The organism is Amycolatopsis sp. NPDC048633 (assembly GCF_040650695.1).
GTDB lineage: Bacteria > Actinomycetota > Actinomycetes > Mycobacteriales > Pseudonocardiaceae > Amycolatopsis.
Map to the genome: position 1 here is coordinate 1 of NZ_JBEZHS010000042.1, position 22,846 is coordinate 22,846.

At 72.1% G+C, this 22,846-nt stretch carries 21 protein-coding genes; 14 read left to right on the top strand and 7 right to left on the bottom strand.

The window, feature by feature from the left end:
- Positions 1-109: 109 nt before the first annotated feature.
- On the bottom strand, positions 110-4,039 hold the full coding sequence (gene eccCa / locus AB0C38_RS42920; RefSeq protein ID WP_360684996.1) for a type VII secretion protein EccCa: 3,930 nt from the start codon (positions 4,037-4,039) through the stop codon (positions 110-112).
- A 143-nt stretch (positions 4,040-4,182) separates the two neighbouring features.
- On the opposite strand from eccCa, the gene AB0C38_RS42925 reads away from it, so the two are divergent.
- Genes AB0C38_RS42925 through eccD form a run of 6 tightly spaced genes read left to right on the top strand, consistent with a single transcriptional unit; the run spans position 4,183 to position 9,589 of the window.
- A complete protein-coding gene (locus AB0C38_RS42925) occupies positions 4,183-4,956 on the top strand; it encodes a WXG100 family type VII secretion target (protein WP_360684999.1) in 774 nt (257 codons plus the stop codon).
- Between the two features lie 37 nt (positions 4,957-4,993).
- Entirely contained in the window at positions 4,994-6,064 is a 1,071-nt protein-coding gene (locus tag AB0C38_RS42930; RefSeq protein WP_360685002.1) for a hypothetical protein, read from the top strand.
- Between the two features lie 3 nt (positions 6,065-6,067).
- Positions 6,068-7,429, top strand: coding sequence for a WXG100 family type VII secretion target (locus AB0C38_RS42935; RefSeq protein WP_360685005.1), 1,362 nt, complete (start codon positions 6,068-6,070; stop codon positions 7,427-7,429).
- Positions 7,429-7,899, top strand: coding sequence for a hypothetical protein (locus AB0C38_RS42940; RefSeq protein ID WP_360685008.1), 471 nt, complete (start codon positions 7,429-7,431; stop codon positions 7,897-7,899). Before AB0C38_RS42935 ends, AB0C38_RS42940 begins: the two co-directional genes overlap by 1 nt.
- On the top strand, positions 7,896-8,216 hold the full coding sequence (locus AB0C38_RS42945; RefSeq protein ID WP_284740983.1) for a YbaB/EbfC family nucleoid-associated protein: 321 nt from the start codon (positions 7,896-7,898) through the stop codon (positions 8,214-8,216). The genes AB0C38_RS42940 and AB0C38_RS42945 overlap by 4 nt, the downstream gene beginning before the upstream one ends.
- Positions 8,216-9,589 carry a type VII secretion integral membrane protein EccD gene (gene eccD, locus AB0C38_RS42950; RefSeq protein ID WP_360685011.1) on the top strand — a complete coding sequence of 458 codons (1,374 nt, stop codon included), beginning with the start codon at positions 8,216-8,218 and terminating at the stop codon, positions 9,587-9,589. Before AB0C38_RS42945 ends, eccD begins: the two co-directional genes overlap by 1 nt.
- Positions 9,590-9,663: 74 nt before the next feature.
- On the opposite strand, the gene AB0C38_RS42955 is transcribed toward eccD, so the two are convergent.
- Positions 9,664-10,710: a type VII secretion protein EccE gene (locus AB0C38_RS42955; RefSeq protein WP_360685014.1), complete on the bottom strand. Its 1,047-nt coding sequence runs from the start codon at positions 10,708-10,710 to the stop codon at positions 9,664-9,666.
- Between the two features lie 141 nt (positions 10,711-10,851).
- Between AB0C38_RS42955 and eccB the strand changes: the two genes are divergently transcribed.
- The 3 genes from eccB to AB0C38_RS42970 are packed head-to-tail and all read left to right on the top strand — an operon-like array spanning position 10,852 to position 13,639.
- Positions 10,852-12,273, top strand: a complete 1,422-nt coding sequence (gene eccB / locus AB0C38_RS42960; protein ID WP_360685017.1) for a type VII secretion protein EccB — start codon at positions 10,852-10,854, stop codon at positions 12,271-12,273.
- An 11-nt stretch (positions 12,274-12,284) separates the two neighbouring features.
- Positions 12,285-12,983 carry a response regulator transcription factor gene (locus AB0C38_RS42965; protein ID WP_360685020.1) on the top strand — a complete coding sequence of 233 codons (699 nt, stop codon included), beginning with the start codon at positions 12,285-12,287 and terminating at the stop codon, positions 12,981-12,983.
- Positions 12,980-13,639 (top strand): response regulator transcription factor, encoded by a 660-nt coding sequence (locus AB0C38_RS42970; RefSeq protein WP_360685022.1) that lies wholly within the window; start codon positions 12,980-12,982, stop codon positions 13,637-13,639. Before AB0C38_RS42965 ends, AB0C38_RS42970 begins: the two co-directional genes overlap by 4 nt.
- A 106-nt stretch (positions 13,640-13,745) precedes the next feature.
- On the opposite strand, the gene AB0C38_RS42975 is transcribed toward AB0C38_RS42970, so the two are convergent.
- Positions 13,746-14,537 carry a carbon-nitrogen hydrolase family protein gene (locus AB0C38_RS42975; protein WP_360685203.1) on the bottom strand — a complete coding sequence of 264 codons (792 nt, stop codon included), beginning with the start codon at positions 14,535-14,537 and terminating at the stop codon, positions 13,746-13,748.
- 83 nt (positions 14,538-14,620) lie between these two features.
- Here AB0C38_RS42975 and hisD point away from each other — a divergent pair, with 83 nt between their 5' ends.
- From hisD to hisB, 3 genes are read left to right on the top strand one after another with little or no spacing between them, the layout of a single operon-like run.
- A complete protein-coding gene (gene hisD / locus AB0C38_RS42980; RefSeq protein WP_360685025.1) occupies positions 14,621-15,946 on the top strand; it encodes a histidinol dehydrogenase in 1,326 nt (441 codons plus the stop codon).
- Positions 15,943-17,043: a histidinol-phosphate transaminase gene (locus AB0C38_RS42985; RefSeq protein WP_360685028.1), complete on the top strand. Its 1,101-nt coding sequence runs from the start codon at positions 15,943-15,945 to the stop codon at positions 17,041-17,043. The genes hisD and AB0C38_RS42985 overlap by 4 nt, the downstream gene beginning before the upstream one ends.
- Positions 17,040-17,639 (top strand): imidazoleglycerol-phosphate dehydratase HisB, encoded by a 600-nt coding sequence (gene hisB, locus AB0C38_RS42990; protein ID WP_360685031.1) that lies wholly within the window; start codon positions 17,040-17,042, stop codon positions 17,637-17,639. Before AB0C38_RS42985 ends, hisB begins: the two co-directional genes overlap by 4 nt.
- Here hisB and AB0C38_RS42995 read toward each other — a convergent pair.
- A complete protein-coding gene (locus AB0C38_RS42995; protein WP_360685034.1) occupies positions 17,636-18,373 on the bottom strand; it encodes an MBL fold metallo-hydrolase in 738 nt (245 codons plus the stop codon). The genes hisB and AB0C38_RS42995 overlap by 4 nt on opposite strands.
- Positions 18,374-18,390: 17 nt before the next feature.
- Here AB0C38_RS42995 and AB0C38_RS43000 point away from each other — a divergent pair, with 17 nt between their 5' ends.
- Entirely contained in the window at positions 18,391-18,549 is a 159-nt protein-coding gene (locus AB0C38_RS43000) for a hypothetical protein (protein ID WP_360685037.1), read from the top strand.
- Here the strand turns inward: AB0C38_RS43000 and AB0C38_RS43005 are convergent.
- Positions 18,546-20,741: an MMPL family transporter gene (locus AB0C38_RS43005; protein ID WP_360685040.1), complete on the bottom strand. Its 2,196-nt coding sequence runs from the start codon at positions 20,739-20,741 to the stop codon at positions 18,546-18,548. The two genes, AB0C38_RS43000 and AB0C38_RS43005, sit on opposite strands and share 4 nt — an antisense overlap.
- 205 nt (positions 20,742-20,946) lie before the next feature.
- On the opposite strand from AB0C38_RS43005, the gene AB0C38_RS43010 reads away from it, so the two are divergent.
- Complete coding sequence (locus AB0C38_RS43010) at positions 20,947-21,540, top strand: TetR family transcriptional regulator (protein WP_360685043.1); 594 nt, start codon at positions 20,947-20,949, stop codon at positions 21,538-21,540.
- A gap of 248 nt (positions 21,541-21,788) precedes the next feature.
- Here the strand turns inward: AB0C38_RS43010 and AB0C38_RS43015 are convergent, their stop codons facing one another.
- Complete coding sequence (locus AB0C38_RS43015; RefSeq protein WP_360685046.1) at positions 21,789-22,322, bottom strand: RNA 2'-phosphotransferase; 534 nt, start codon at positions 22,320-22,322, stop codon at positions 21,789-21,791.
- Between the two features lie 33 nt (positions 22,323-22,355).
- Entirely contained in the window at positions 22,356-22,817 is a 462-nt protein-coding gene (soxR, locus tag AB0C38_RS43020; RefSeq protein ID WP_360685049.1) for a redox-sensitive transcriptional activator SoxR, read from the bottom strand.
- Positions 22,818-22,846 lie beyond the last annotated feature (29 nt).

The following is a 22,846-nucleotide window of genomic DNA, read 5'->3' on the forward strand; positions in this document are numbered from 1 at the left end:
GCGGCAGGGGCACCGTTGCGTGGGGAATCGGCGCTCCCGCACCGAGCGGCAAGCAACAACACGAAGCGCCGATTTCCCACGCCCCGGCGAAGCCGCATCAGTAAAACCCTTATGAATCAACAGGCTTAGTCCAAGCGACCTGAACAAGCCCAGTCCCATGCCGCCGCGAAACAAGAGTCCCCCGCCCAGGCGGCTGCGGCGAAGGCTTCACATCCGCCAGCAACGCGCCCTCATCCTTGGTACCCGACATGATGAGACCCGGCGACCCCAGCTCCCGCAGCCGCTGCAGAACAGGCTCGAACAAGGCCCGCCCAGCCCCACCGGAACCCCGAACGATGATCACGTGCAAACCGATGTCCCGAGCCTGCGGAAGGAACTCAAGCAACGGCTGCAACGGATTCCGCCCCACGGTGGCCACCAGCTCGTAGTCGTCCACGAGGACGAAAAGCTCCGGCCCCCGCCACCAAGAGCGGTTGCGAAGCTGCTCCGGCGTCACCGAGGGACCAGGCAGCCGGTTGCGCATGGCCTGAGCGCACTCGGTGACCAGCTCTGTGAGCTTGCCCTCGGCGCCGGCGTAGCCCAGCAGGTGCGCCTCCGGCACCGCGCCGAGCAGGCCGCGGCGGTAGTCCGCGACGATGATCGCCGCCTCGTCCGGGGTGTACGCCGACGTGATGCCCTGAGCCACCGCACGCAGCAGCGAAGACTTGCCGGACTCGACGTCGCCGAAGGCCACGAAGTGCGGGTCCGCCGCGAAGTCCAGGTACACCGGCCGCAACGTCGATTCCGCGATACCCAAAGTGACCTGGCGAGAAGGCGCCGGCGGCAGCGTGTCCAGCGGCACCTCGGGCGGCAGCAGCCGGACCTGGGGCGCGCGCGGTCCCTTCCAGGCCTCCGAAATCCGGCGCACGAGGTCGACGCCGCCCGCGCCGGCCGTCTCCGGGCGCTGGTCGCCGTCGATGCGGGGGAGTGCCGCGAGGAAGTGCAGCTTCTCCGCCGTGATGCCGCGCCCGGGGCGGTCGGCCGGGACGTTCACCGCGACCTTGCGGTCGATTGAGGAGTCCATCGGGTCGCCGAGGCGCAGCTCGAAGCGCGTGCCGATCGCGTCGCGCAGCTGCGCGCGGACGCCGATCCACTGGTTGAGCGAGACGATCACGTGGATGCCGAACCCGAGCCCGCGCGCGGCCAGCCCGGTGATCTGCTCCTCCAGCTGCTCGTACTCCTGGCGGATCGTGGTCCAGTTGTCCACGAACAGGAACACGTCGCCGAACTCGCGCCCGTCGGTGCTCTCGATGAACTCCGCGCGGCGCTGGCGGAACGTCGTGATGGACTCGATCCCGTTGGCGGAGAAGAACTCCTCGCGCTGTTCGAGCAGCGTCGTCAGCTCGGCGACGACCCGGCGGCAGCGCTGCGCGTCGCGGCGGGTGGCGTAGCCGGACGTGTGCGGCAGGCCGGCGATCGGGGCCAGCGCGCCGCCGCCCATGTCCAGCACGAACAGCTGCACCTCGGCCGGGGTGTGGGTCAGCGCGAGCATGCCCGCGATGTCCTTCATCAGCGTCGACTTGCCGCTCTGCGGGGCGCCGACGATCAGCGCGTGCCCGCCCGCGCCGGAGAAGTCGGCCCACAGCATGTCCCGGCGCTGCTCGAACGGCTTGTCCACCAGCGCCACCGGGATCGTCAGCTTGCCGTTGCCGCCCCAGCCGAGCGGGGACAGGCCGCGCGCGGCGTCCTCGCCCAGCGGCGGCAGGAGCTGTTCGAGCGTCGGCGGCTCGTTCAGCGGCGGCAGCCAGATCTGGTGCGCGGCCGGCCCGCGGCCCTCCAGGCGCGACAGCATCGCGTGGATGATCGTCTCGCCGGTGCCGTCCGGCGCGGCCGGGGCTTCCGAGATCTCGGTCGTCACCGGGATCTCCACCGCGGCCAGGGAGAACGGCAGGACGCCGAGCTCCTGCCCGTCCTCGCGCACGACCGTGCTGCGCGGCGGCAGCTCCCCGGAGACGTACGCGGCCTTGAGCCGGATGAGCGTGTCGGTGTCGGACTTGAGGTACGCCGACCCCGGCACCGGCGGCAGGTGGTAGGCGTCGGCGACGCCCAGCACGGTCCGGCTTTCCGACGCCGAGAACGTCCGCAGGCCGATCCGGTACGACAGATGCGAATCGAGTCCGCGCAGCCGGCCTTCCTCGAGCCGCTGCGACGCCAGCAGCAGGTGGATGCCGAGCGAGCGCCCGAGCCGCCCGATCGCGACGAACAGGTCGATGAACTCCGGCCGGGCGGACAGCAGCTCGCTGAACTCGTCGATGATCACCAGCAGCGACGGCAGCGGGTCGAGCGCCGCGCCGTCCGCGCGCGCCTTCTCGTAGTCGCGCACCGACGCGTAGTTCCCGGCCGCGTGCAGGAGCTCCTGACGCCGCAGCAGCTCGCCGTTGAGCGCGTCGGCCATGCGGTCGACCAGCGCGAGGTCGTCGGACAGGTTCGTGATGACGGCGCAGGTGTGCGGCAGCCCGGTCATCCCGGCGAAGGTCGCGCCGCCCTTGAAGTCGATCAGCGCCAGGTTCAGCGTCTCCGACGAGTGCATCACGGCCAGCGCCGTCACCAGCGTCCGCAGCAGCTCGCTCTTGCCGGACCCGGTCGCGCCGATGACCAGGCCGTGCGGGCCCATCCCGCCCTCGGCCGACTCCTTGAGGTCCAGTTCCACCGGCCGGCCCTCCGGGTTGATGCCCAGCGGGATCCGCAGCCGGTCGCGCGCCGCGCGCGGCGCCCACGTCACGGTGGTGTCGGTGTCGCGCGGGTCGCCGATGCCGAGCAGCCCGGACAGCCCGAACGTCGCCGACATCGGCTTCTCGCCGACGATGGCGGCCGGTGTGTGCAGTGGCGTCAGCATCCGGGCCAGCGCTTCGGCGGCGCCGCGGTCGAGGAGGTCCGGGCGGCCGAGGAACCCGAGCCTCTGCTCGGTGGCGTCGCCGACGACCATGCCCAGGGAGTCGCGGTCGGTGTGCAGGCTCAGCAGCCGCTCGGTCGAGTACGTCCGCGGGTGTTCCTGCCCGATCTCGAGCACGGTGACGCCGAGCCGGCCGTCCTCACCGATCAGCCGGGGCTCGCCGTGGGCGTTGCCGCCGTCGACGACGACGATCAGGTGCGGCAGGTCGAGCTCGGCCGCCGCGCGCCGGCTGAACGCCGGGCGTTCGCCGAGGTCCGCGCCGAGCAGCTCGGCCAAGCCGGCCACCGAATCGGCGGCCAGGCGCCGGGAGCCGACGGCGTCGGTCGCGCCGGCCGCGGTCGCGTGCGGCAGCCACTTCGCCCATTCCCAGTCGTGCTGCCGGTCCGCCGGCACGCACAGCGCGACCCGCAGGTCCGAGGGGGAGTGGAAGGTGACGAGCTGGCACAGCAGCGCCCGCACCAGGCCGAGCACGTCCGGGCGCCGCCCGGCCAGGGTGACCGCGGCGAACGACCGCAGCGACAGCGCCACCGGCAGGCCGTCGACCGTCGAGTAGGTGCGGATGAAGTACTTGAGGCTGGTGGAGGACACCGGGTCCAGGTCCTCCAGCGGCACGGTCTGCGGCGCTTTCAGCGGTGTCGCCAGCCGCTGCGGACCGGTGCCCGCGCGCACCTGCGCGAACTGGCCGTCGGTGCGCCGCCGGTCCCACAGCTTCCCGCTCTCGACGTAGGCCCAGAGGTCGGCGGGGTCGGGCTGGACGGCGACCATCGCGGCGCGCTGGCCGTCGGCGATGTCCCGGACCTGGGCCCGCAAGCCGGACAGATAGCGCTGGTAGTCGCGGCGCTCGTCGTTGATCTGCGCCTTCTTCGCCATGCCGCCGCGGCCCAGGGACATCACGACCATGCCACCCATGGCGCAGATGAACAGCGCGCCGAAGATGTACGTCATCACGCCGCCGTCGCGTCCGATGTAGACGAACGACATCGCGCCCATGCCGAGCATCATCGGCAGGAACATCATCAGCTGCATCATCCCGCCGGACGAGCTCTTCGGGAGCATCGGCGGCGACTGCAGCACGATCTCGGTCGGGCGCTCTGGCGAGAGGCTCATGAGGTAATGCTCCAGCGGATCGAGGTGGCTCTGACCGGTATTTTGGCCACTTACCGACACACCGCGGTGGGTACTTTTGCCGTCCGCCCGCTTCCGGGGCCGAACTTACGCTCTGCCGAGCAGCCACCCGCGGAAGGAGAGCCATGGCCGGCGAGTACCGGGCTGAGCCCGAGGCGATGCGCTCGTCCGTCGGAAACGTCGGCGGCATCATCGCCCACGGCATCAACGCCGTGGCCGACCTCGAACGGCTCGTCGTGCAGCCGATGTCGTTCGCGGGCTTCGGCAGTGCGGTCGCCGCCGCGAACGCCGCCCTGCACTCCAGCCAGGTCACCGCCGTCCGCACGCTCCTGCAGCTGCTGCAGCAGGTCAACGGGCTGGTCAAGGCCAGTGCCGACGCCTACCAGGCGGCGGACCGGGCCGCGGCCGCCGGCTACGGCGGGGGGCACGACGGGTCCACGACGCCCACGTCGTCGATCTGGGGGAGCTCGCACGCTTCGGAGCTCGCCACCCTGGCGATCAACGACAGCGCGGGCGCCCACGGTGAGCCGTCGTCGGTCGGGAACGTGCTGCGCTACCTGGGGGACGCGCAGCTCGGCCGGCTCGGGGACCACCCGATCACCGACACGCGCTTCCACGGTGTCGCCGACTTCAACGACTGGCTGGCCGGCGACGCCGACAACCAGGCGCGGGTCGGGCTCATCGAGGTCTACGCCGGCACGGCGCGCACCTTCTCCGACGTTCCCGGCGGCGTGCACAGCGGGGACGTCGTGGTCGTCGAGCCGCTGCTGTTCTCCGACCGCCAGCCGGTCATCGGCGTCGCCGGCGACGGCGGCCGCCTGTACAACCACGGGCTCCTCGACGCCCGCATCGGCGGCCTGGCGAAGGTCAGCGTCTACCGGCCCGCCTCCGTCGTCTGATCGTCCTGTCTGGCACTACAGAACCTTGTGAGGTCCGATGCTGACTTTCCCGAACTCCAGCGCGATGGACGCGACCTCGTCCTCGGGCGGGCCGATCACCATCCTGCCGCAGATCGTCACCGGCCAGCCGGAGCAGATCGCGCAGCACGTGGTCGACCTGATCAAGAAGGCCGAGCAGTTCCTGAGCATGTACACCGAGCTCACCAAGGCCGCCGACCAGCTCGGCAAGATCTGGTCGGGCGCGGCGAGCGAGTCGGCGCTGAAGAAGATCGGCGACTCCCTGAAGCAGCTCGAGACGATCATCAACGTCGTCCAGAAGGGCGCCGAGCTGCTCGGGGTGTCCGGCACGCTGATCAAGACGGCGCAGCAGGCCTACCGCTCGGTGGTGGCCGCGGTGAACCCGACGGTCGCCTCGCTGATGTCGAACCCGTGGACCTACGGCGCGGCGGTTGCTTTGTCGACCGCGACGAGCGCGTCGCTGCGGGCGTTCATCACCTCGATCGGCGCGCTGCTCAAGGCGCTCGGCGCGGGTGACCTCGCCCAGCAGGTCACGCAGCTCGCGCAGGTCATCGGCGCGATCGAGAAGCTCTTCCACCACGACACCGGCACGTCGGGCGCGACGACGCCGTCGATCGGGAACACCCCGGTCACGGCGCCCCAGGCCCCGCCGTCGGTGGCAAGCCCGGCCGGGCAGCAGGCGTTGGCGGGCGGGAGCGGCGGGGGGATCCCGCAGCAGCCTTCGTTCACCGACTACACCCCGCCCGCGCTCGCCACCGGCGGCGGTTCCAGCACCGGCACCGGCGGGGCGACCACGCCGGTGACCGGCAACGGCACCGCCCTCGACCCGTCGAACAGCTGGATCGCCGTGGACCCGGCGCAGCAGAACGGCGCCACCGTGCCGACGCAGCCGGCGCCGGTCACCCAGCCCGCCCCGGCTCCCGCGCCTTCGGCGGGGGGTGCCGACGAGGTCGTCATCCACACCAACCTCACCACCGGGGAGTCCACTGTGGAGGCTCCGGGTGGTCAGGACTTCGACCTCGACATCGACCTGGACTTCGACGGCAAGCACTTCAGCCAGCACGTCGGCTACGACGCGGCGGGGAACTAGCCGATGGCGGGCTCGGGGGTCGTCGACGCGTCGGGGGTGGTCAGCTCCGTGCTGTCCGGCTACCGGCAGGTCCTGGTCGAGTGCCAGAGACGGGTCACCGGTGACCCTGGTGCGCTGAGTGCCGCGTCGCAGCGCGTCGCCACCCAGGCTTCGACGGTCTCGGGCAAGGCGAAGGAGATCGACGAGTCCGCCAAGACGCTGCACGCGGACTGGGACGGCGACGCCTACACCGCGTTCGCGACGGCCGCCGGCGAGCTCGGCAAGGAGCTCACCGAGGCCGCCACGAAGCTCGACGACCAGGCGAAACGGCTTTCGACGGCGGCCCAGCTGGTGCAGTCGGCGAAGGCGGCCGTCGACTCGGTCCTCGCGCAGTTCGACCAGTACGCCCAGCAGCTGACCGCGCAGGCCCGAGCGGTGAACTCCGCCTCGGTCGGCGCGTTCATCCAGGCCGCGCGGCAGCTGGGGGAGCAGAGCGTCCAGGCTGCCCGCCAGGTCGTCGACGAGTTCTCCGAGGCGCTCGCCGAGCTGTTCCCGCCCGAGGGCACCCAGCGGCTGGAGTACAAGCTGGGCAAGAAGACCCTCGGTCCGCTGGGCTGGCTCAACGGCAGCCCGCTCGACGGGCGCAAGCGGCCGCGGGACGCGCCGTCGTGGTTCAAGAACTCGGGCTGGAAGAAGCTCACCTGGGACGGCCTGGAGGGCACTCGCGCGCCGAAGAAGGCGGACACGCCGTTCGGCCAGCCGAAGCCCGAGAGCCTCAAGGACAAGCTGGGCAACAACACCGAGATCACCTACTACAAGTTCAAGCACGAGCAGGACGGGCTCACCCCGGAGTACGACGGGAAGATCACGTCGAAGGGCTGGGACGTCGGCGCGTCCGGGCACACCGAGCTGGCCGCGGTGAAGGAAGAGGCCGAGCTCAAGGGTGACTGGGGCGTCGCTGGAGCGCACGCCAAGGGCACGGTGTTCGCCGGTGGCGAGGCCAGCGCGTCCGGCACCATCGGCGCGCACGGCGTGGGCGCGCACGCGAACGTCTTCGCCGGCGGCAAGATCGAGGGCGAGGTCGCCGCGGACGTCGCCGGGGTCGGCGTCGGCGCGAACGGCACGCTGCAGTACGGCATCGGCGCGCAGCTCGACGCCCAGGCCGTCTACGACGCGGGGCACCTCAAGGTCAACTTCAAGGCGGGGGCGGCACTCGGCCTCGGCGCCGGGGTCGGCGCGAAGATCGACATCGACCTGCCGAAGCTCGGCCACACCATCGGTGAGTACGGTGGCGCGGCCGCGGACTACGTCGGGACCGCGGCGCACGATGCCGCCGATGCCGTCGGATCCGCTTGGGACGACGCAGTTTCGTACGTGGGGCTGTGATGACCCTTCCCCTGGACTTCGTCATCCCGGACGGCTGGACCGCCGTCGACCCGGGCGACTCGGGCGCGGTGTTCGTCGCCGTGCACGACGGTTCGCCGGGCGAGTTCGTCCCGAACATCACGGTCAGCGTCCAGCAGCGACCGGACGAGACGTCGATCGACGCCATCGCCGCCGAAGCCGTCGAACGGCTCTCGCGCACGCTGGCCGGGCTCGAAGTGCTGAGCCGCCGCGACGTCGGCGCCCCGGTCGCGCCCGGCGTCATGCAGCTGCTGCGCCTGCGCACCGGCGAAGGCGACGAGCTGATCCAGACCCAGGTGCACCTGACGGTTCCCGGCCCCACGCCGGCGGACCGGCTGGTGCTCGAGCTCGCCTGCACGGCCGCGCCCGCGACCGCGCGGCGGCTCTCACCCGGTTTCCAGCGGTTCGTGGGCAGTGTCCGCGTCCGCCAGCACGAAGGGATGCAACAGTGACCGATCCGTACGCGGTGCCGGACATGGACGAGCTGCTGGCACAGGTGCGCAAGCAGACCGAAGAGGTCCAGCGGATCCAGCGCACGGTCGAGGCGATGGAGGTCAAGGCGCACTCGCGGCAGAACGAGGTCACCGTCACCCTCCGCGGCGACGGCCGCTTCACCTCGATCGACATCGACCCCCGCGCGATCCGCGAGTACGACGCCCGGAACCTCTCGGAGATCGTCCTCGAGGCCGTGAACGCGGGGCTCTCGAAGCTCGCCGAGGCGTCGAACGCGAAGTTCGCTCCGGTGATCTCGGCCGCGAAGAACGTCTGATGACCGCCGCCGCTTTGACGGGCACGACCCGCCGGGTCACGGTGGTCACGCCGAGGGCCCGGGTGGACGTCGCGCTGCCGCAGCAGTCGACGTTCGCCGAGCTGGTGCCGCAGCTGGTCCGGCTGGCCGGCGCGTCCGGGCAGGCGTCGGCCGAGCATCCGGGCTGGGTGCTCTCCCGGCTCGGCGGCGCGCCACTGGCCCTCGGCCTGAGCGTCGCGGCGGCCCAGATCCGGGACGGCGAAGTGCTCCACCTGACCCCGCGGGAACGCCCGCGGGGTCCGCTGCTGTTCGACGACGTCATCGACTCGATCGCGAGCGTCGCCGACTCCGCCGGTGGCTGGGGCCCGTCGGTCGCGCGGCGGTCCGGGCTGGTGGCCGCGGTGGTGCTGCTGCTGGCCGGCGGGCTGCTGGTGCAGGCGGCGGCGTCCGGCAGCGTGCTGGCGCCGATCGGGACCGGGCTCCTGGCGCTGGTGCTGCTCCTCGGCGGCGGCGCGCTGAGCCGTGCGTACGGAGACGCCGAAGCCGGTGCGGCCGGAGCCGTCGCCGGGGTCGGCGTGGCGCTGCTGGCCGGGATGTCGATCCTGCCGCCGCACCCGCTGTTCTCGCTGTCGGCCGGTCCGCTGGCGGCGGGGCTGGCGGCGGTGACGGTGTACGGAGTCTTGGCGGCGGTCTCGGTGGCCGACCGGCTGCCGTGGTTCGTGGCGATCACGGGCGCGGCGGGCTTCGGCGCGATCACGACGGGCGTGGTGCTGCTGGCGGGCGTCAAGCCGGTGGCGGCCGCGGCGGTGGTCGCGGTGCTGTGCACGGCTTTGGCGGCGGTGGCCCCGATGCTGTCGCTGCGCCTGGCCCGGCTGCCGCTGCCCCGGGTGCCGGACGACATGGCGGCGTTCCGCGCGGACGAGCAGCCGTCGCTGGGGACCGAGATGATCGGCCGGACGTCCCGGGCGCAGGCCGTGCTGACGGGCTTGCTGGTGGGCCTGGGCCTGGTGGTGCTGGCGTCGTCGGTGGTGCTGTCCGCGGGCGGGCCGTGGGACGCGGGCCTGGCGGCCCTGCTCGGCGTGGCGTGGATCCTGCGGTCCCGCTCGTACGCGGGCCGCGTCCAGCGTCTGGTTTTGGTCGGGTTCGGCGTTCTCTCGCTGGTGTGCGCCGGGGTGTGGCTGGTGGCATCGGGCAACCGCACGGTGGTCTTCGCGGCGGGCTGCGCGGTCGTGCTGGCGGCGGTGGTGTGCCTGGCGTACGCGTCGCGGGTCGCGCGCGGGCTGCGTTCGCCTTACTGGTCAAGGCTTCTGGACGTTTCGGAGTTCCTGGTGCTGCTTTCGCTGGTGCCGTTCGTGGGCATGATCGCGGGGGTGTACGAAGCCGTCCGCGGCTGAGTTTCCGGTCTCCGAGACGACATGAACGACTCTTTCATGCCACCAGATGACATGAAAGAGTCGTTCATGTCGCTTCAGGAATCCAAAGCCAGCGGGAGAGTCTGCCGCACCGAGGCGCCGTGCCGGCCGTGCAGCGGGATCGCCCCGCCCGGCGCCGGCACCGGGGATCCCGGCCGAGCCCCCACCCGCACCGTCACTTCGGCCTTCTCCCGCCCACCCGCGGTCCGGGTCAGCGTGTACGAAGTCGCCGTGAAAGCCGCTCCCGGCACCGAGAAATCCACCGCCCGGGACGACCGCGGCGTGAAGCACACCTGCGCCGCATCCCCCCACGTCCACGAGCGCCACCGGTCGGGGGAGCCGGAAGCGGCCCCCTGGACCCCCAACGCCACCCGAAGCTCCTTCGCCAGCTCTCCGGCCTCCAGCACGGTGCTCTGATACCCCGCCTCGGCCAGCGCCCCCATCAGGCTCAACGCCGCCGACGCCGTGCTCCGCAACGCCCCGAGGTCGCCGCCACCACGGGCCAGCGCCGCGATCGGGGCCAGGTCCGGCCGGTAGCGGACCGCCAGCCAGCGGACCCGCAGCACCTGCTCGCCGCGCGGGATGGCCCACGTCAGCAGCTGCGCCGACGCGAGAGGAACGTCGGTCCGTCGATACGCCGTGCGCAACGCCTCCACCAGCGGGCCCGGCGCTTCCGGCCCCTGCGTCAGCCGCACCAGGGCGCTCCACCCGCCGTCGACCTCGGCGACGCCGAAGCGGTTGCCCGCGCGGTCGACGTGCTGGCGCACCTTCACCGGCCCGGCCACGCTCAGCAGCGGATCGGGGTTGTCGCGGCGCGTGTCGTGGCGCCGCAGCCGGAACGCCGTCCAGGTCAGGGCCCAGCCCGCCAGGTGCCGCCCGGCGAAGCGCACCGACGTCAGCAGCACCACGAGCCCGGCCGCCACGCTGACGCCGATCCGCAGCGGCGGCGAGACGGCGTCGACCATCCACGCGAGCAGCACGGCGATCCCGGCGATCTCCCACAGCGCGGCCTGCAGCGGCCGGACCGGCAGCAGCCAGGGCAGCGGCGTGGACGCGGGCCGCGGCGGTGCCGGGCGGACGGCGCCGGCGGTTTCGACGGACACGGGCTCCCCTTTCCCCGGGTCTGCGACGCTACTGGTTACCCGGATACCGCGTGGGCGTAAAAATTACCCTCGCCGCCCCCGCGGGCGCGGCTTAACCTCGAGCACTCGGGAGGACGACGCACACAGCCGGGGGCACAGCGCGTGTGGACGCAGCGGGACCAGATCCAGGCGTACCAGTTCCTCCGCCGCAGGCTCGTTTCCGCACTCGTCGCGGCCGACGCCAACCACCCCGTCTCGCCCAGCCGCCGGCTCGTCCTCGGCACCGTGCTGGGGCTCGTGGCCGCGCTGCTCGTCACCGCCGTCTTCGGGATCATCGGCCTGCTCAACCCCTCCGGTGGCAAAGACTGGCTGGCCGGCGGCAAGGTGATCGTCGAGGAGGGCACCGGCGCCCGGTTCGTGCTCGGGGCCGACGGCGTCCTGCACCCGGTCCTCAACTACGCCTCCGCGCGGCTGCTGGCCGGCGGCAACGGCGACGCGACCGTGTCCGTCTCCTCGGAGAACCTCGGCAACGCCGGCCGCGGCACCTCGATCGGCATCCCGGGAGCGCCCGACTCGGTGCCCGCCACCGGTGCGCTCGTGACCGCGCCGTGGACGAGCTGCAGCCGCACCACCCAGGACGCGCCCGCGTCGGCCGAGCCGCGCACCGCCGTGCTGCTCTCGGCGCCGGCGTCCGGGGTCGAGCTGCCGCGCGACCAGGGCGTGATCGTCCGGCTGCCCTGGGGCGACCGGTTCCTGCTCACCGGCGGCCGCCGCTACAAGCTGTCCGACGAGGCCGCGACCGCGCTGCAGTTCGACAGCTACCCGACGATCGCGGTGTCCGCGCGGTGGATCGACACCGTCCCGGCCGGGCGTGACCTGACCGCGCTGCCGGTCGGCGGCGCCGGCGACCGGGGACCCGAGGTGGGCGGCCGCGACACCCGCGTCGGCGAGGTCCTCTCCGTCGTGGACGCGATGGCCGCGCCCGGCTCCGCGACGTCGTACTACCTGGTCCGCCGCGACGGGCTCGAGCCGGTCGGGCAGACCGAGGCGAGCCTCCTGGTGACGACGGGGGCCAACGCGGCCGCCTACCCCGGCACCCCGGCGCCGGTCGGCGTCCGCGCGGCCGACGTCGCCGCCGCGCCGAAGGTCGCCGCGCCCCGCGCCGGCGGGGCCGACCCCGCGGCCTTCCCCGACCGCATCCCGGGCAAGGCGCCGATCACCGGCAACTCCGTCGCGTTGTGCATCCAGGGCAGCCGGTTGCTCGTTTCGGCCGAATTCCCGCTTTCCCCTGGCGCCAAAGCAATCCAGGTCGCCACCCGGACCGAAGCACGGGTGGCGGACGAGGTGTACGTACCCCCGGCGGGGGGAGCCGTCGTCGTCGAATCCGGCTCGGCCACCACGTACCTGGTGACCGACACGGGCCGGAAGTACCCGGTGGTGAACGCGCAAGCATTGGCCTCGCTCGGCTACGGAGGGGTGGCCAAGTCACCGGTCACAGGTAGTTTGCTGGCATTGGTGCCGATGGGCCCCGCGCTGGACCCGGCCACGGCCGGTCGGCCGGCCCCGTCGGGTGGAACGGGGTGAAAGTCGTGCAAATGACAGAAGAGCGTTCGACCGAAGGTGACGTACCGGTCCCGGGGCGGGTCCGGGTCGCGGTCGTCGAGGACCACCCGCTGTACCGCGTCTCCGTCGAGCGGGTGCTGGCCGAAGCGGATTTCGTCGAGCTCGGCGCGGTGGTCGACTCGGTCGCGCGGTTCCACGTGCACCGGCAGCCCGCGGGCAGCGTCGTGCTGCTCGACCTGGGGCTGCCCGGCGTCGCGGGAGCGGCGGCGGTCCTGGAGGTCTGCGAGCTCGGGCACCACGTGCTCGTGGTCTCCGCGCAGGCGGAACCCGAAGTCGTGCTGGGGGCGATCGCCGCGGGGGCCCGCGGCTTCCTCTCCAAGGACGTCGACGGGGACGAGTTGCTGATCGCGATCAAGACGGTCGCCGAGGGCGGAGCGTACGTCTCCGCGGTGGTCGCCGGGATGATCATGAAGGACAACGCGGACCGGCCGGCCGTCTCGGCCGACGTGGAGCTGTCGCCGCGTGAGGAACAGGTGCTGCGGCTGGTGGCGGCGGGGGAGCGCGACGTCGACATCGCGCTGATCCTCGGCATCGGCGTCCGGACCGTGCGGGGTTATCTCGACCGCATCCGCGACAAGACCGGTGAACGGCGGCGGCCGGGCCTGGTCAAGGAAGCCATCCGGCGCGGCCTGATCGGCGGCTCCGGCCCGCGGCGCGGCGGCCGCAAATGAGCGACGACGACCAGGGGCAGGCCAAGGCGCCGCGGCGGATCCACGTCGGGGTCATCGAGGACCACCCGCTCTACCGGTACGCGCTCACCCGCGTGCTCACCGAAGCCCCGGACATCGAGCTCGGCGCCGTCGCCGACTCGGTGGCCCGGTTCGCGGTGCAGGACCAGCCGGCGGGCAGCGTCGTGGTCCTCGACCTGAAGCTCCGGGGCGTCCAGGACGCGGCCGCGGTCCTGGAAGTGGGGCAGATGGGGCACAAGGTGCTGGTGGTGTCCGCGCACGCGGAACAGCCGGAGGTGCTCGGCGCGATGCAGGCGGGCGCGAAGGGCTTCCTGTCGAAGGACGTCGACGGCGACGAGCTCCTGCGGGCGATCCGCACGATCGCCGACGACAACGCGTACGTGTCGCCGACGCTGGCCGGGATGATCATCCAGGACAGCGAAGAACGGCACGCGGGCCCGAAGATCGTGCTGTCGGAGCGGGAGAAGCAGGTGCTCCGGCTGGTGGCGGCGGGGGAGCGCGACGTCGACGTCGCGGAGATCCTCAACATCAGCGTCCGGACGGTCCGGTCGTACCTGGACCGGATCCGCGACAAGACGGGCGAACGCCGGCGGGCGGGCTTCGTGCGGGTCGCGATCCGCGAAGGCCTGCTCCGCTAGCCGTAACTCGCGTGACTGAGGCCGTGACTCGCGTGATCGAAGCCGGATCTCGCGAGTCACGGCTTCGATCACGCGAGTTCCGGCCCGGATCACGCGAGTCACGTGTTCAGAGCCGGCGGTTGGCCAGGGCTCCCGTTGCCGTGCGGGCCTTGGCCGACACCGCCGGGTCGACGTCCACCAGCAGCATCTCCGGCCCCGCGCCCGCTTGGGCCGCGATCCGGCCGAAGCCGTCCGACACCGTCGAGTACCCGATGCCCGTCGGCGCCTTCGGGTTCACCGTGACGCCGGTCGCGGCGGGGTCGGCCTGGCCGCAGGCCAGCACCCAGCAGCCCGAGTCCAGCGCCCGCGCGCGCACCAGCACGTCCCACTGCTCGCGCTTGCCCTCGCCGGCGCCCCAGGACGCCGGCAGCAGCACGACGTCGGCGCCGTCGTCGGCCAGCGCCCGGAACAGCTCCGGGAACCGCAGGTCGTAGCACGTCGCGACGCCGAACACGACGCCGTCCAGCTCGAAGGTGGCCAATGTGGCACCGGGTGCCACCGTGTCGGACTCGGCGAAGCCGAACGCGTCGTAGAGGTGGATCTTGTCGTAGCCGCGGTGGTGCCCGCCGCCGGTGATCAGCAGCGTGTTGCGCACCCGGCCGGCGGCCGGGGTGAACATCCCGGCGACGATCAGGACGTCGTGCTCGGCGGCCAGGGCGGCGACCGCGGACGCCCACGGCCCGTCCAGCGGCTCCGCGACCGGCTCCAGCGGGCGGCCGAACCGGGCCATCGTCGCTTCGGGGAACACGACGATCCGCGCGCCGCCCGCCACCGCGGCCTCCACCCCGGAGCGAACCAGCTTCAGGTTCTCCTCCGGTTCGTCACCCGAGTTGACCTGGCACAACGCGATTCGCGCCACCGTTGCCTCCTGCATGCTGGGATCCACCGTCACCAGGGAGTATCGCTGAAAACCCGCTCGGCGTGACCTCGTACCCTGGGGGCATGTTGAACCGCACCGACCTGCGCGGGCAGGTCCCGACCGCCGCCGAACTGCGCGCCACGCTGCCGCGTGCCGAATACGACGTGGACGCGGCGCTGCATCACGTGCGGCCGGTGGTCGAGGCGGTCCGTGACCGCGGTGTCGAAGCCGTCCTCGAGTACACCGAGAAGTTCGACAAGGTCCGCCCCGCGTCCGTGCGGGTGCCGCGCGCGAAGCTCACCGAGGCCCTCGCCGCGCTCGACCCGGAGGTCCGCGCCGCCCTGGAGGAGTCGATCGCTCGCGCCCGCAAGGTGCACGCCGAACAGCGCCGCACCGACGTCACGACCACGGTCGTCGACGGCGGCACGGTCACCGAGAAGTGGGTGCCGGTCGAGCGCGTCGGGCTGTACGCCCCGGGCGGGCTGGCCGTGTACCCCTCGACCGTGGTGATGAACGTCGTCCCGGCGCAGATCGCCGGCGTCGGCTCCCTCGTCGTGTGCTCGCCCCCGCAGGCCGCGTTCGACGGCCTGCCGCACCCGACCATCCTCGCCGCGGCCGAGCTCCTCGGCGTCGACGAGGTGTGGGCGGCCGGCGGCGCCCAGGCCGTCGCGCTCCTCGCGTACGGCGGCACGGACACCGACGGCGCCGAGCTCGTCCCGGTCGACATCGTCACCGGGCCGGGCAACATCTACCTCACCGCGGCCAAGCGGCTCCTGCGCGGCCTGATCGGCATCGACGCCGAGGCCGGCCCGACCGAGATCGCGATCCTCGCCGACGAGACGGCCGACCCGGTGCACGTCGCCGCCGACCTGGTCAGCCAGGCCGAGCACGACCCGCTGGCCGCGAGCGTTCTGGTGACGACGTCGGCCGAACTCGCGGACGCCGTCGACAAGGACCTGGTGAACCGCGTCGCCGCGACCAAGCACAGCGAGCGGGTCGCCGAAGCCTTGGGCGGCAAGCAGTCCGGTGTCATCCTGGTGTCCACAGTGGATGACGGCCTGCGCGTCGTCGACGCCTACGCCGCCGAGCACCTGGAGATCCAGACGGCGGACGCGCGCGCGGTCGCCGCCCGGGTCCGCAACGCGGGCGCGATCTTCGTCGGCGCGTACGCCCCGGTGTCGCTCGGCGACTACTGCGCCGGCTCCAACCACGTCCTGCCCACCGGCGGGTTCGCCCGCCACTCCTCGGGCCTGTCCGTGCAGAGCTTCCTCAAGGGCATCCACGTCGTGGACTACACCGAGGACGCGCTGCGCGAGGTCGCCGGGCGCGTCGTCGCGCTGGCCAACGCCGAGGACCTGCCCGCGCACGGCGAGGCCGTCGCCGCGCGCTTCGGAGGCGAGGCCCGATGACCATCGGCGAAGAGGTCACCCTGGACGCGCTGCCGCTGCGCGACGACCTGCGCGGCAAGACCCCGTACGGCGCGCCGCAGCTGGACGTCCCGGTCCGGCTCAACACCAACGAGAACCCGTACCCGCCGCCGCCCGAGCTGGTCGCGGACGTCGCCGAGGCGGTCCGCGCGGAGGCCGCCGAGCTGCACCGCTACCCGGATCGCGACGCGGTGGCGCTGCGCCAGGACCTGGCCGACTACCTGAGCGTGTCGACGCGGGTGGTGCTGTCGGAGGCGAACGTCTGGGCCGCCAACGGGTCCAACGAGGTGCTGCAGCAGATCCTGCAGGCGTTCGGCGGTCCCGGGCGCAGCGCGCTCGGTTTCGAGCCGTCGTACTCGATGCACCCGATCATCGCGTCGGGCACACGCACCGAGTGGGTCCCGGCGCCCCGCCGCCCCGACTTCACGCTCGACACGGCCGCGGCGGCGTCGCTCATCCGTGAGAAGCGGCCGGACATCGTGTTCGTCACCAGCCCGAACAACCCGACCGGCGGCTCGATCCCCGTTTCCGAGCTGCGTGCGATCCTGGACGCGGCCACCGGGATCGTGGTCGTCGACGAGGCGTACGCGGAGTTTTCGCCGCAGCCGAGCGCGGTCGGGCTGCTGGCCGACTACCCGGCGCGGCTCATCGTGTCGCGCACGATGAGCAAGGCGTTCGCGTTCGCGGGCGGGCGGCTCGGTTACCTGGCCGCCGCACCCGCGGTCGTCGACGCGCTGCAGCTGGTGCGGCTGCCGTACCACCTGTCGCGCCTGACGCAGGCGGCCGCGCGGGCGGCGCTGCGCCACGCGGACGCCACGTTGGCCAGCGTGCACAAGCTGGCGGCCGAACGCGACCGCGTCGTGGAGGCGTTGGCGGGCCTGGGTTACGACCCCGTGCCGAGCGATTCGAACTTCGTCCTCTTCGGACGGTTCAGTGACCCGCACGCGGCCTGGCAGTCCTATTTGGACAAGGGCGTGCTGATCCGCGACTCCGGCATCGAAGGGCACCTGCGCGTCAGCATCGGCACTCCGGAAGAGAACGACGCCTTCCTCGAGGCGAGTAAGGAAGTTTCGCGATGACCCGCATCGGCAAGGTCGAACGGACCACCAAGGAGTCCTCGATCTCCGTGCAGCTGGACCTCGACGGCACGGGCGAGGTCGAGATCTCGACCGGCGTGCCGTTCTACGACCACATGCTGACGGCGTTCGGCGTCCACGGCTCCCTGGACCTCAAGGTCGAGGCGACCGGCGACGTCCACATCGACGCGCACCACACGGTGGAGGACACGGCGATCGTGCTGGGCCAGGCGATCCGCCAGGCCCTGGGCGACAAGAGCGGCATCCGCCGCTTCGGCGACGCGTGGATCCCGATGGACGAAACCCTGGCGCACGCGGCGATCGACGTGTCGGGGCGCCCGTACTGCGTGCACGTGGGCGAGCCGGAGCAGTTCGACGCGTTCACGATCGGCGGCAACTACCCGTTCGTGCTGACGCGGCACGTGTTCGACTCGCTGGCGTTCCACGCGCAGATCGCGCTGCACGTCCGGGTGATCCACGGGCGCGACCCGCACCACATCGCGGAGGCGGAGTACAAGGCGGTGGCGCGTGCGTTGCGCGCGGCGACGGAGCCTGACCCGCGCGCGGGCGGCATCCCGTCGACGAAGGGCGTCCTCTAAACCGCGAACACACGCCCCGCCGTCGCGACCTCGACCTGTCCCGAGTGGACGGTCGAGGCGCGCGCGGTGGCGTCCTCCGCGGTGAGGAACGGGCCCAGGTGGGTCAGCACGAGCCGGCCGGCACCGTGCGCCGCGCGGGCCGCGTCCTCCGGCGTCAAGTGCACCGGTGAGGGCTCCGGCCCGTCGGCTTCGCACAGGAACAGGTCCGCGCCGTTCGCCAGCTCGGTGAGCGCCGCGCACGGTCCCGTGTCGCCGGAGTAGGCCAGCACCCGGTCGCCGTCCGTGACGCGGGCGCCGAAGGCCGGGAAGCCGTGCTCCACCGCCGTCGTGGCCAGCGTCAGCCCGCCGGCCTCGGCGAGGTGCCCGTCGTGCAGCTCGTGCACCGCGAACGCCTCGCCGATCGGCGCCGGCGCGGTGGTGGTGAGGAAGCCGCCGAGGCGCTCGCCGATGCCCGGCGGGCCGTACAGCGGGATCGGCCGTGACGGCCGCAGGTCGGCGAACAGCAGCGCGTACACCGCCGGCAGCAGGTCGGCGACGTGGTCGGCGTGCAGGTGCGAGATCCAGATCGCGTCGACGTCGGTCAACGCGATGTGCTCCTGCAGCGCGGCGAGCGTCCCGGGGCCGGCGTCCAGCCACACGTTCGCGCCGTCGCCGCGCACGAGGTACCCCGAGCACTGCGCGCCGGGCCGCGGATACGGGCTGGCGCTGCCCAGCACGATCAGCTCGAACGGCATGTGGCACCCTAACCGGCGTGAACAGTGGTGTGGTCGGCGTCCTTCTGCTCGCCCTCGGCGGATTCCTCGTCGGCGGCGTCTACTCGACCTGGAAGACGGCCAAGTTCATGGCCGCCGTCCTGGCCGTCGCGGCGCTGCTCGCCATCGGCGGCGCCATCTTCTGGTTCATGAGCTAGCGGCTCGCGCCGACCAGCTCCCGCTCGTCGTCATCGGGAGCGGCGTCGAGGTGCTTGGTGAGCTTCTCGCCCTCGACGTCGACGTCCGGCAGGATCCGGTCGAGCCATTTCGGCAGCCACCACGCACCGCGGCCGAGCAGCGACATCACGGCCGGCACCAGCGTCATCCGGACCACGAACGCGTCCACCAGCACGCCGAACGCCAGCGCGAAGCCGATCGACTGGATCAGCGTCGATTCAGCCAGGATGAACCCGGCGAACACGCTGATCATGATCAGGGCCGCCGCGACGACCACGCGGGCGCCGTGCCGGAAGCCGGTGACCATGGCCTCCTGCGGTTCGGCGCCGTGGACGTGCTCCTCGCGCATCCGCGTCACCAGGAACACCTGGTAGTCCATCGCGAGTCCGAACAGGACACCGATCAGCAGGATCGGCAGCATGCTCATGATCGGCCCGGTCGACTCGACGCCGAGCAGGTCGGTCAGCCAGCCCCACTGGAACACCGCGACCACCGCGCCGAACGTCGCCGCGACCGAGCCGAGGAAGCCGATCGTCGCCTTCAGCGGCACCACGACCGAGCGGAACACCAGCATCAGCAGGATGAACGCCAGCCCGACGATCAGGCCGAGGTAGGGCAGCATCGCGTCGGACAGCTTCTCCGAGACGTCGATGTTCGCCGCGGTCTGCCCGGTGACGGCCAGCTTCGCGCCGGTCGCGTTCTCCAGCGCGCCGGACTCGGTGCGGATCGCGGCCACCAGGTCCTCGGTCCGGGTGCTGCTCGGCCCGCTCTTCGGGATCACCGTGAGCAACGCCGTGTCACCGTTCTGGTTGACGCGGGCCGGGGTGACGGCGGCGACGTCGGGCAGCTTCTGGATGTCGGCCGCGGCCTGGCCGAGCGCGGCCTGTCGGTTGGTGCTGGCGCCGACGTCGACGACGACCAGCAGCGGCCCGTTCGAGCCCTCGCCGAAGCTGCGGCTGGCGATCTCGTACGCCTTGTGCTGCGTGGACTCCGGCGCGGCGGTGGCGTCGTTGGGCAGGCCGAGCTGCATGCCGAGGGCGGGCAGCGCGACGACGGCCATCCCGGCCAGCGCGACGAGCAGCACCGGCCACCGGTGGCGCGCGACGAACCGCGCCCAACGCTCGCCGTGCGTCGTTTCGACCGGCTGGCGGCGCAGGCGGATCCGCTCGCCGGCGACCCGGCTCCCGGCGAAGCCGAGGATCGCGGGCAGCAGCGTCAGGGCGATGACGACGGCGACTGCGACGGTGACCGCGGCGGCCACGCCCATCTGGCCGAGGAACGGGATGCCGATGACGGTGAGACCGGCCAGCGCGATGATGACGGTCAGCCCGGCGAACACCACGGCCGAGCCGGCGGTGCCGGTGGCGCGGCCCGCAGCTTCCTCGGGATCGCGGCCGAGCTTCAGCTCGTGCCGATAGCGCGAAACGATGAACAGCGCGTAGTCGATGCCGACGGCCAGCCCGATCATCAGCGCCAGGATCGGCGTGTTCGAGTTCAGCTCGAGGAAGCCGGAGGCGAGGAAGATGCCGCCCATGCCGGTGCCGACCCCGATCAGGGCGGTGAGCAGCGGGATCCCGGCGGCGAGCAGCGAGCCGAACGTGATGATCAGCACGACGGCGGCGACCGCGACACCCAGGCCCTCGGTCGCGCCGGTTTCGGGGATGCCCTGCACGGCGTCGCCGCCGAACTCGACGGTGAACCCGGCGTCGCGGGCGGCTTTCGCCGTGTCGAGCAGCGCCTGGCGGTCGCCGTCGGTGAGCTCGTACGCCTTGGCGCCGTAGCTGACCTGGGCGAGCGCGACGCGCTTGTCGGGCGCGATCGACTGCGCCTGGAACGGGTCCACGACGACGCTGACCTTCGGCGCGGTCTTCAGCTGCCCGACCAGCGCCTCGACGGCGGCCTTGCCCTTCGCGTCGGTCACCGTCGTCCCGGCCGGCGCCTCGATGACGACGCGCGCGGTGGCGCCCCCGGCGTTGGCCTGCGGGAACTTCTCGGTCAGCTGGTCGATCGCGCGCTGCGACTCGGTGCCGGGGATCGTCACCGAGTTCGACAGCTGGCCGGACAGCGTGAGGGCGCCCAGCCCGAGTGCTACCAGGACGGCCGCCCAGACGACGGCGACCAGCGCTCGCCGTCGGAAGGACAACCGGCCGAGCCGGTACAGGAAGGTCGCCACGCGTCAGCTCCGTTTCCCCCGAACGGGGTTGGTTCACTCCATCTGGTTAGTCGCCACGCTAGCCGATCGGCAAGGGGAGCTCCAAGCCGATCGGCAAGTATGTGACTTGCCGAACAGCAAGGTTTATCCCAGCCGATCGGCTAGTAGCTGGTTTGCCGATCGACAGGGAGTGACGTACGCTCCGACGGCTCGCTGAGGAGGAAGAATGACCGCCGGCCCGGCCGAGGACACCCGGACCCGACTGCTGCACACCGCGTTGCGGCTGTTCACCGAACACGGGGTCGAGGGCACGTCGCTGCAGATGATCGCCGACGCTCTCGGGGTCACGAAGGCGGCGGTCTACTACCACTTCAAGACGAAGGCGGAGATCACCGAGGCGGTGGCCGAGCCCGGCGTGCGCGACCTGGACGAGCTGGTGCTGCGCGCGGCCGCGCAGAAACGCCGCGGCACGCAGGTGGACCTGCTGCTGGAGGGGTTCGTCGACCTGGTGATCCGGCACCGCGCGCTGGTGGCGCTGTTCTCGAGCGACCCGGGCCTGGTCCGCGCGATCGAGAAGTCGGCGCACGGCGGCATGGAGGGCTTCGGCCAGGCGCTGCTGGGCATCCTGTCGGGCCCGGACCCGACCCCGACGGCGCGGGTCAACGCGATGGTGACGCTGACGGGCATCGCGATGGCCGGCGGTTCCCCGGACCTGGCCGGCCTGGGCGACGAAGAGCTCCGCACGGAACTGCTGGACGTAGGCCGCCGCCTCCTGGGCCGCCCCCGCCGCCGTCTCCCAACCCCCGTGTCGACCGCCTAATCACACGAGATGCCTCCCCAGTCACGCGAGATGCCCCGCTGATCACACGAGTTACGCGCCCAATCACGCGAGACCCGTCCCCAATCACGCGAGATCCGGCTGGGATCACGCAAACCGACCCTCTGGGTACGCAAGCCGACTGCCTGGGTACGTGAGCCGACGGTCCGGGTACGTGAGCCGACCGTCTGGGGTACGTGAGCCGACCGTCCAGGTACGCGAGTCGACCGCTCGGGTACGCGTCTTCCGCCTCAGCCGATGCGGTAGAGGTACTCCGGGGGCACCGATGCCGTCAGCCAAACGCCGTTCGCGCTCACCTGGAACGCGTGTCCGGCGTCGGTCATCCCGGCCGAGTCCACGCGCAGGAGCACCGGCTTGCCGCGGCGGGCGCCGACCGTTCGTGCCGTGTCGAGCGTCGCCGAGAGGTGGACCGCGTGGCGCTTCATCGGGCGCAGGCCCTCGCGGAGGATCGCGTCGAGGAACTTCGCCACCGTGCCGTGGTAGAGCACGTCCGGCGGCGCTGCGTCCTCGAGGCCGAGGTCGACCGAGACGCTGTGGCCCTGGCTCGCGCGGATGCGGGTGCCGGTCTCGTCGAAGGCGAACCGGCGCTTGTTGTTCGTCTCGACGACTTCGTCGAGCTGTTCGCGGGTGATCTTGAGCGCGAGCAACAGGGTGCCGACCTCGACCCAGCCGTCGGGGCTGAGGGTGAGGCCGAGAGCGGCGGGGTCGTGGCGCAGGTGCAGCGACAGCCGTTTCGAGATGCGGGTCAGTTCTTTTTCGTTCATTGCTTCCCCAGGATCCCGCGGCGGGCAAGCGATTTAGATGCCGCCTTCGACCGCCGGCCGCAGTTTGCTGGCTCCCGGCCCGAAGCGCGCGAGCGCGTCGTCGTTGTTGTAGAGCGCGCAGCTGCGCAGTGACAGGCACCCGCAGCCGACGCAGCCGGTGAGCCGGTCGCGAAGCCGTTGCAGGGCGTCGATCCGCGCGTCGAGCTCGTGCTGCCAGTCGCGGGACAGCCGCGCCCAGTCGGCCTTCGTCGGGGCGTGGTCGGCGGGCAGGGACGTCAGCGCCGTGCTGATGTCTTCCAGGGAGAGCCCGACGCGTTGCGCGGCGCGGATGAACGCGATCCGCCGCAGCACGGAGCGTGCGTAGCGGCGCTGGTTGCCCGCCGACCGCTCCGAGCTGATCAGCCCTTTCTCCTCGTAGAACCGCAGTGCCGTGTGCGGCACCCCGCTGCGGTCCGCCACCTGTCCGATGCTGAGATGTTCAGCGAGCCTCGTCACCAGCTCAGGCTATCCTTGACTTCGAGTTT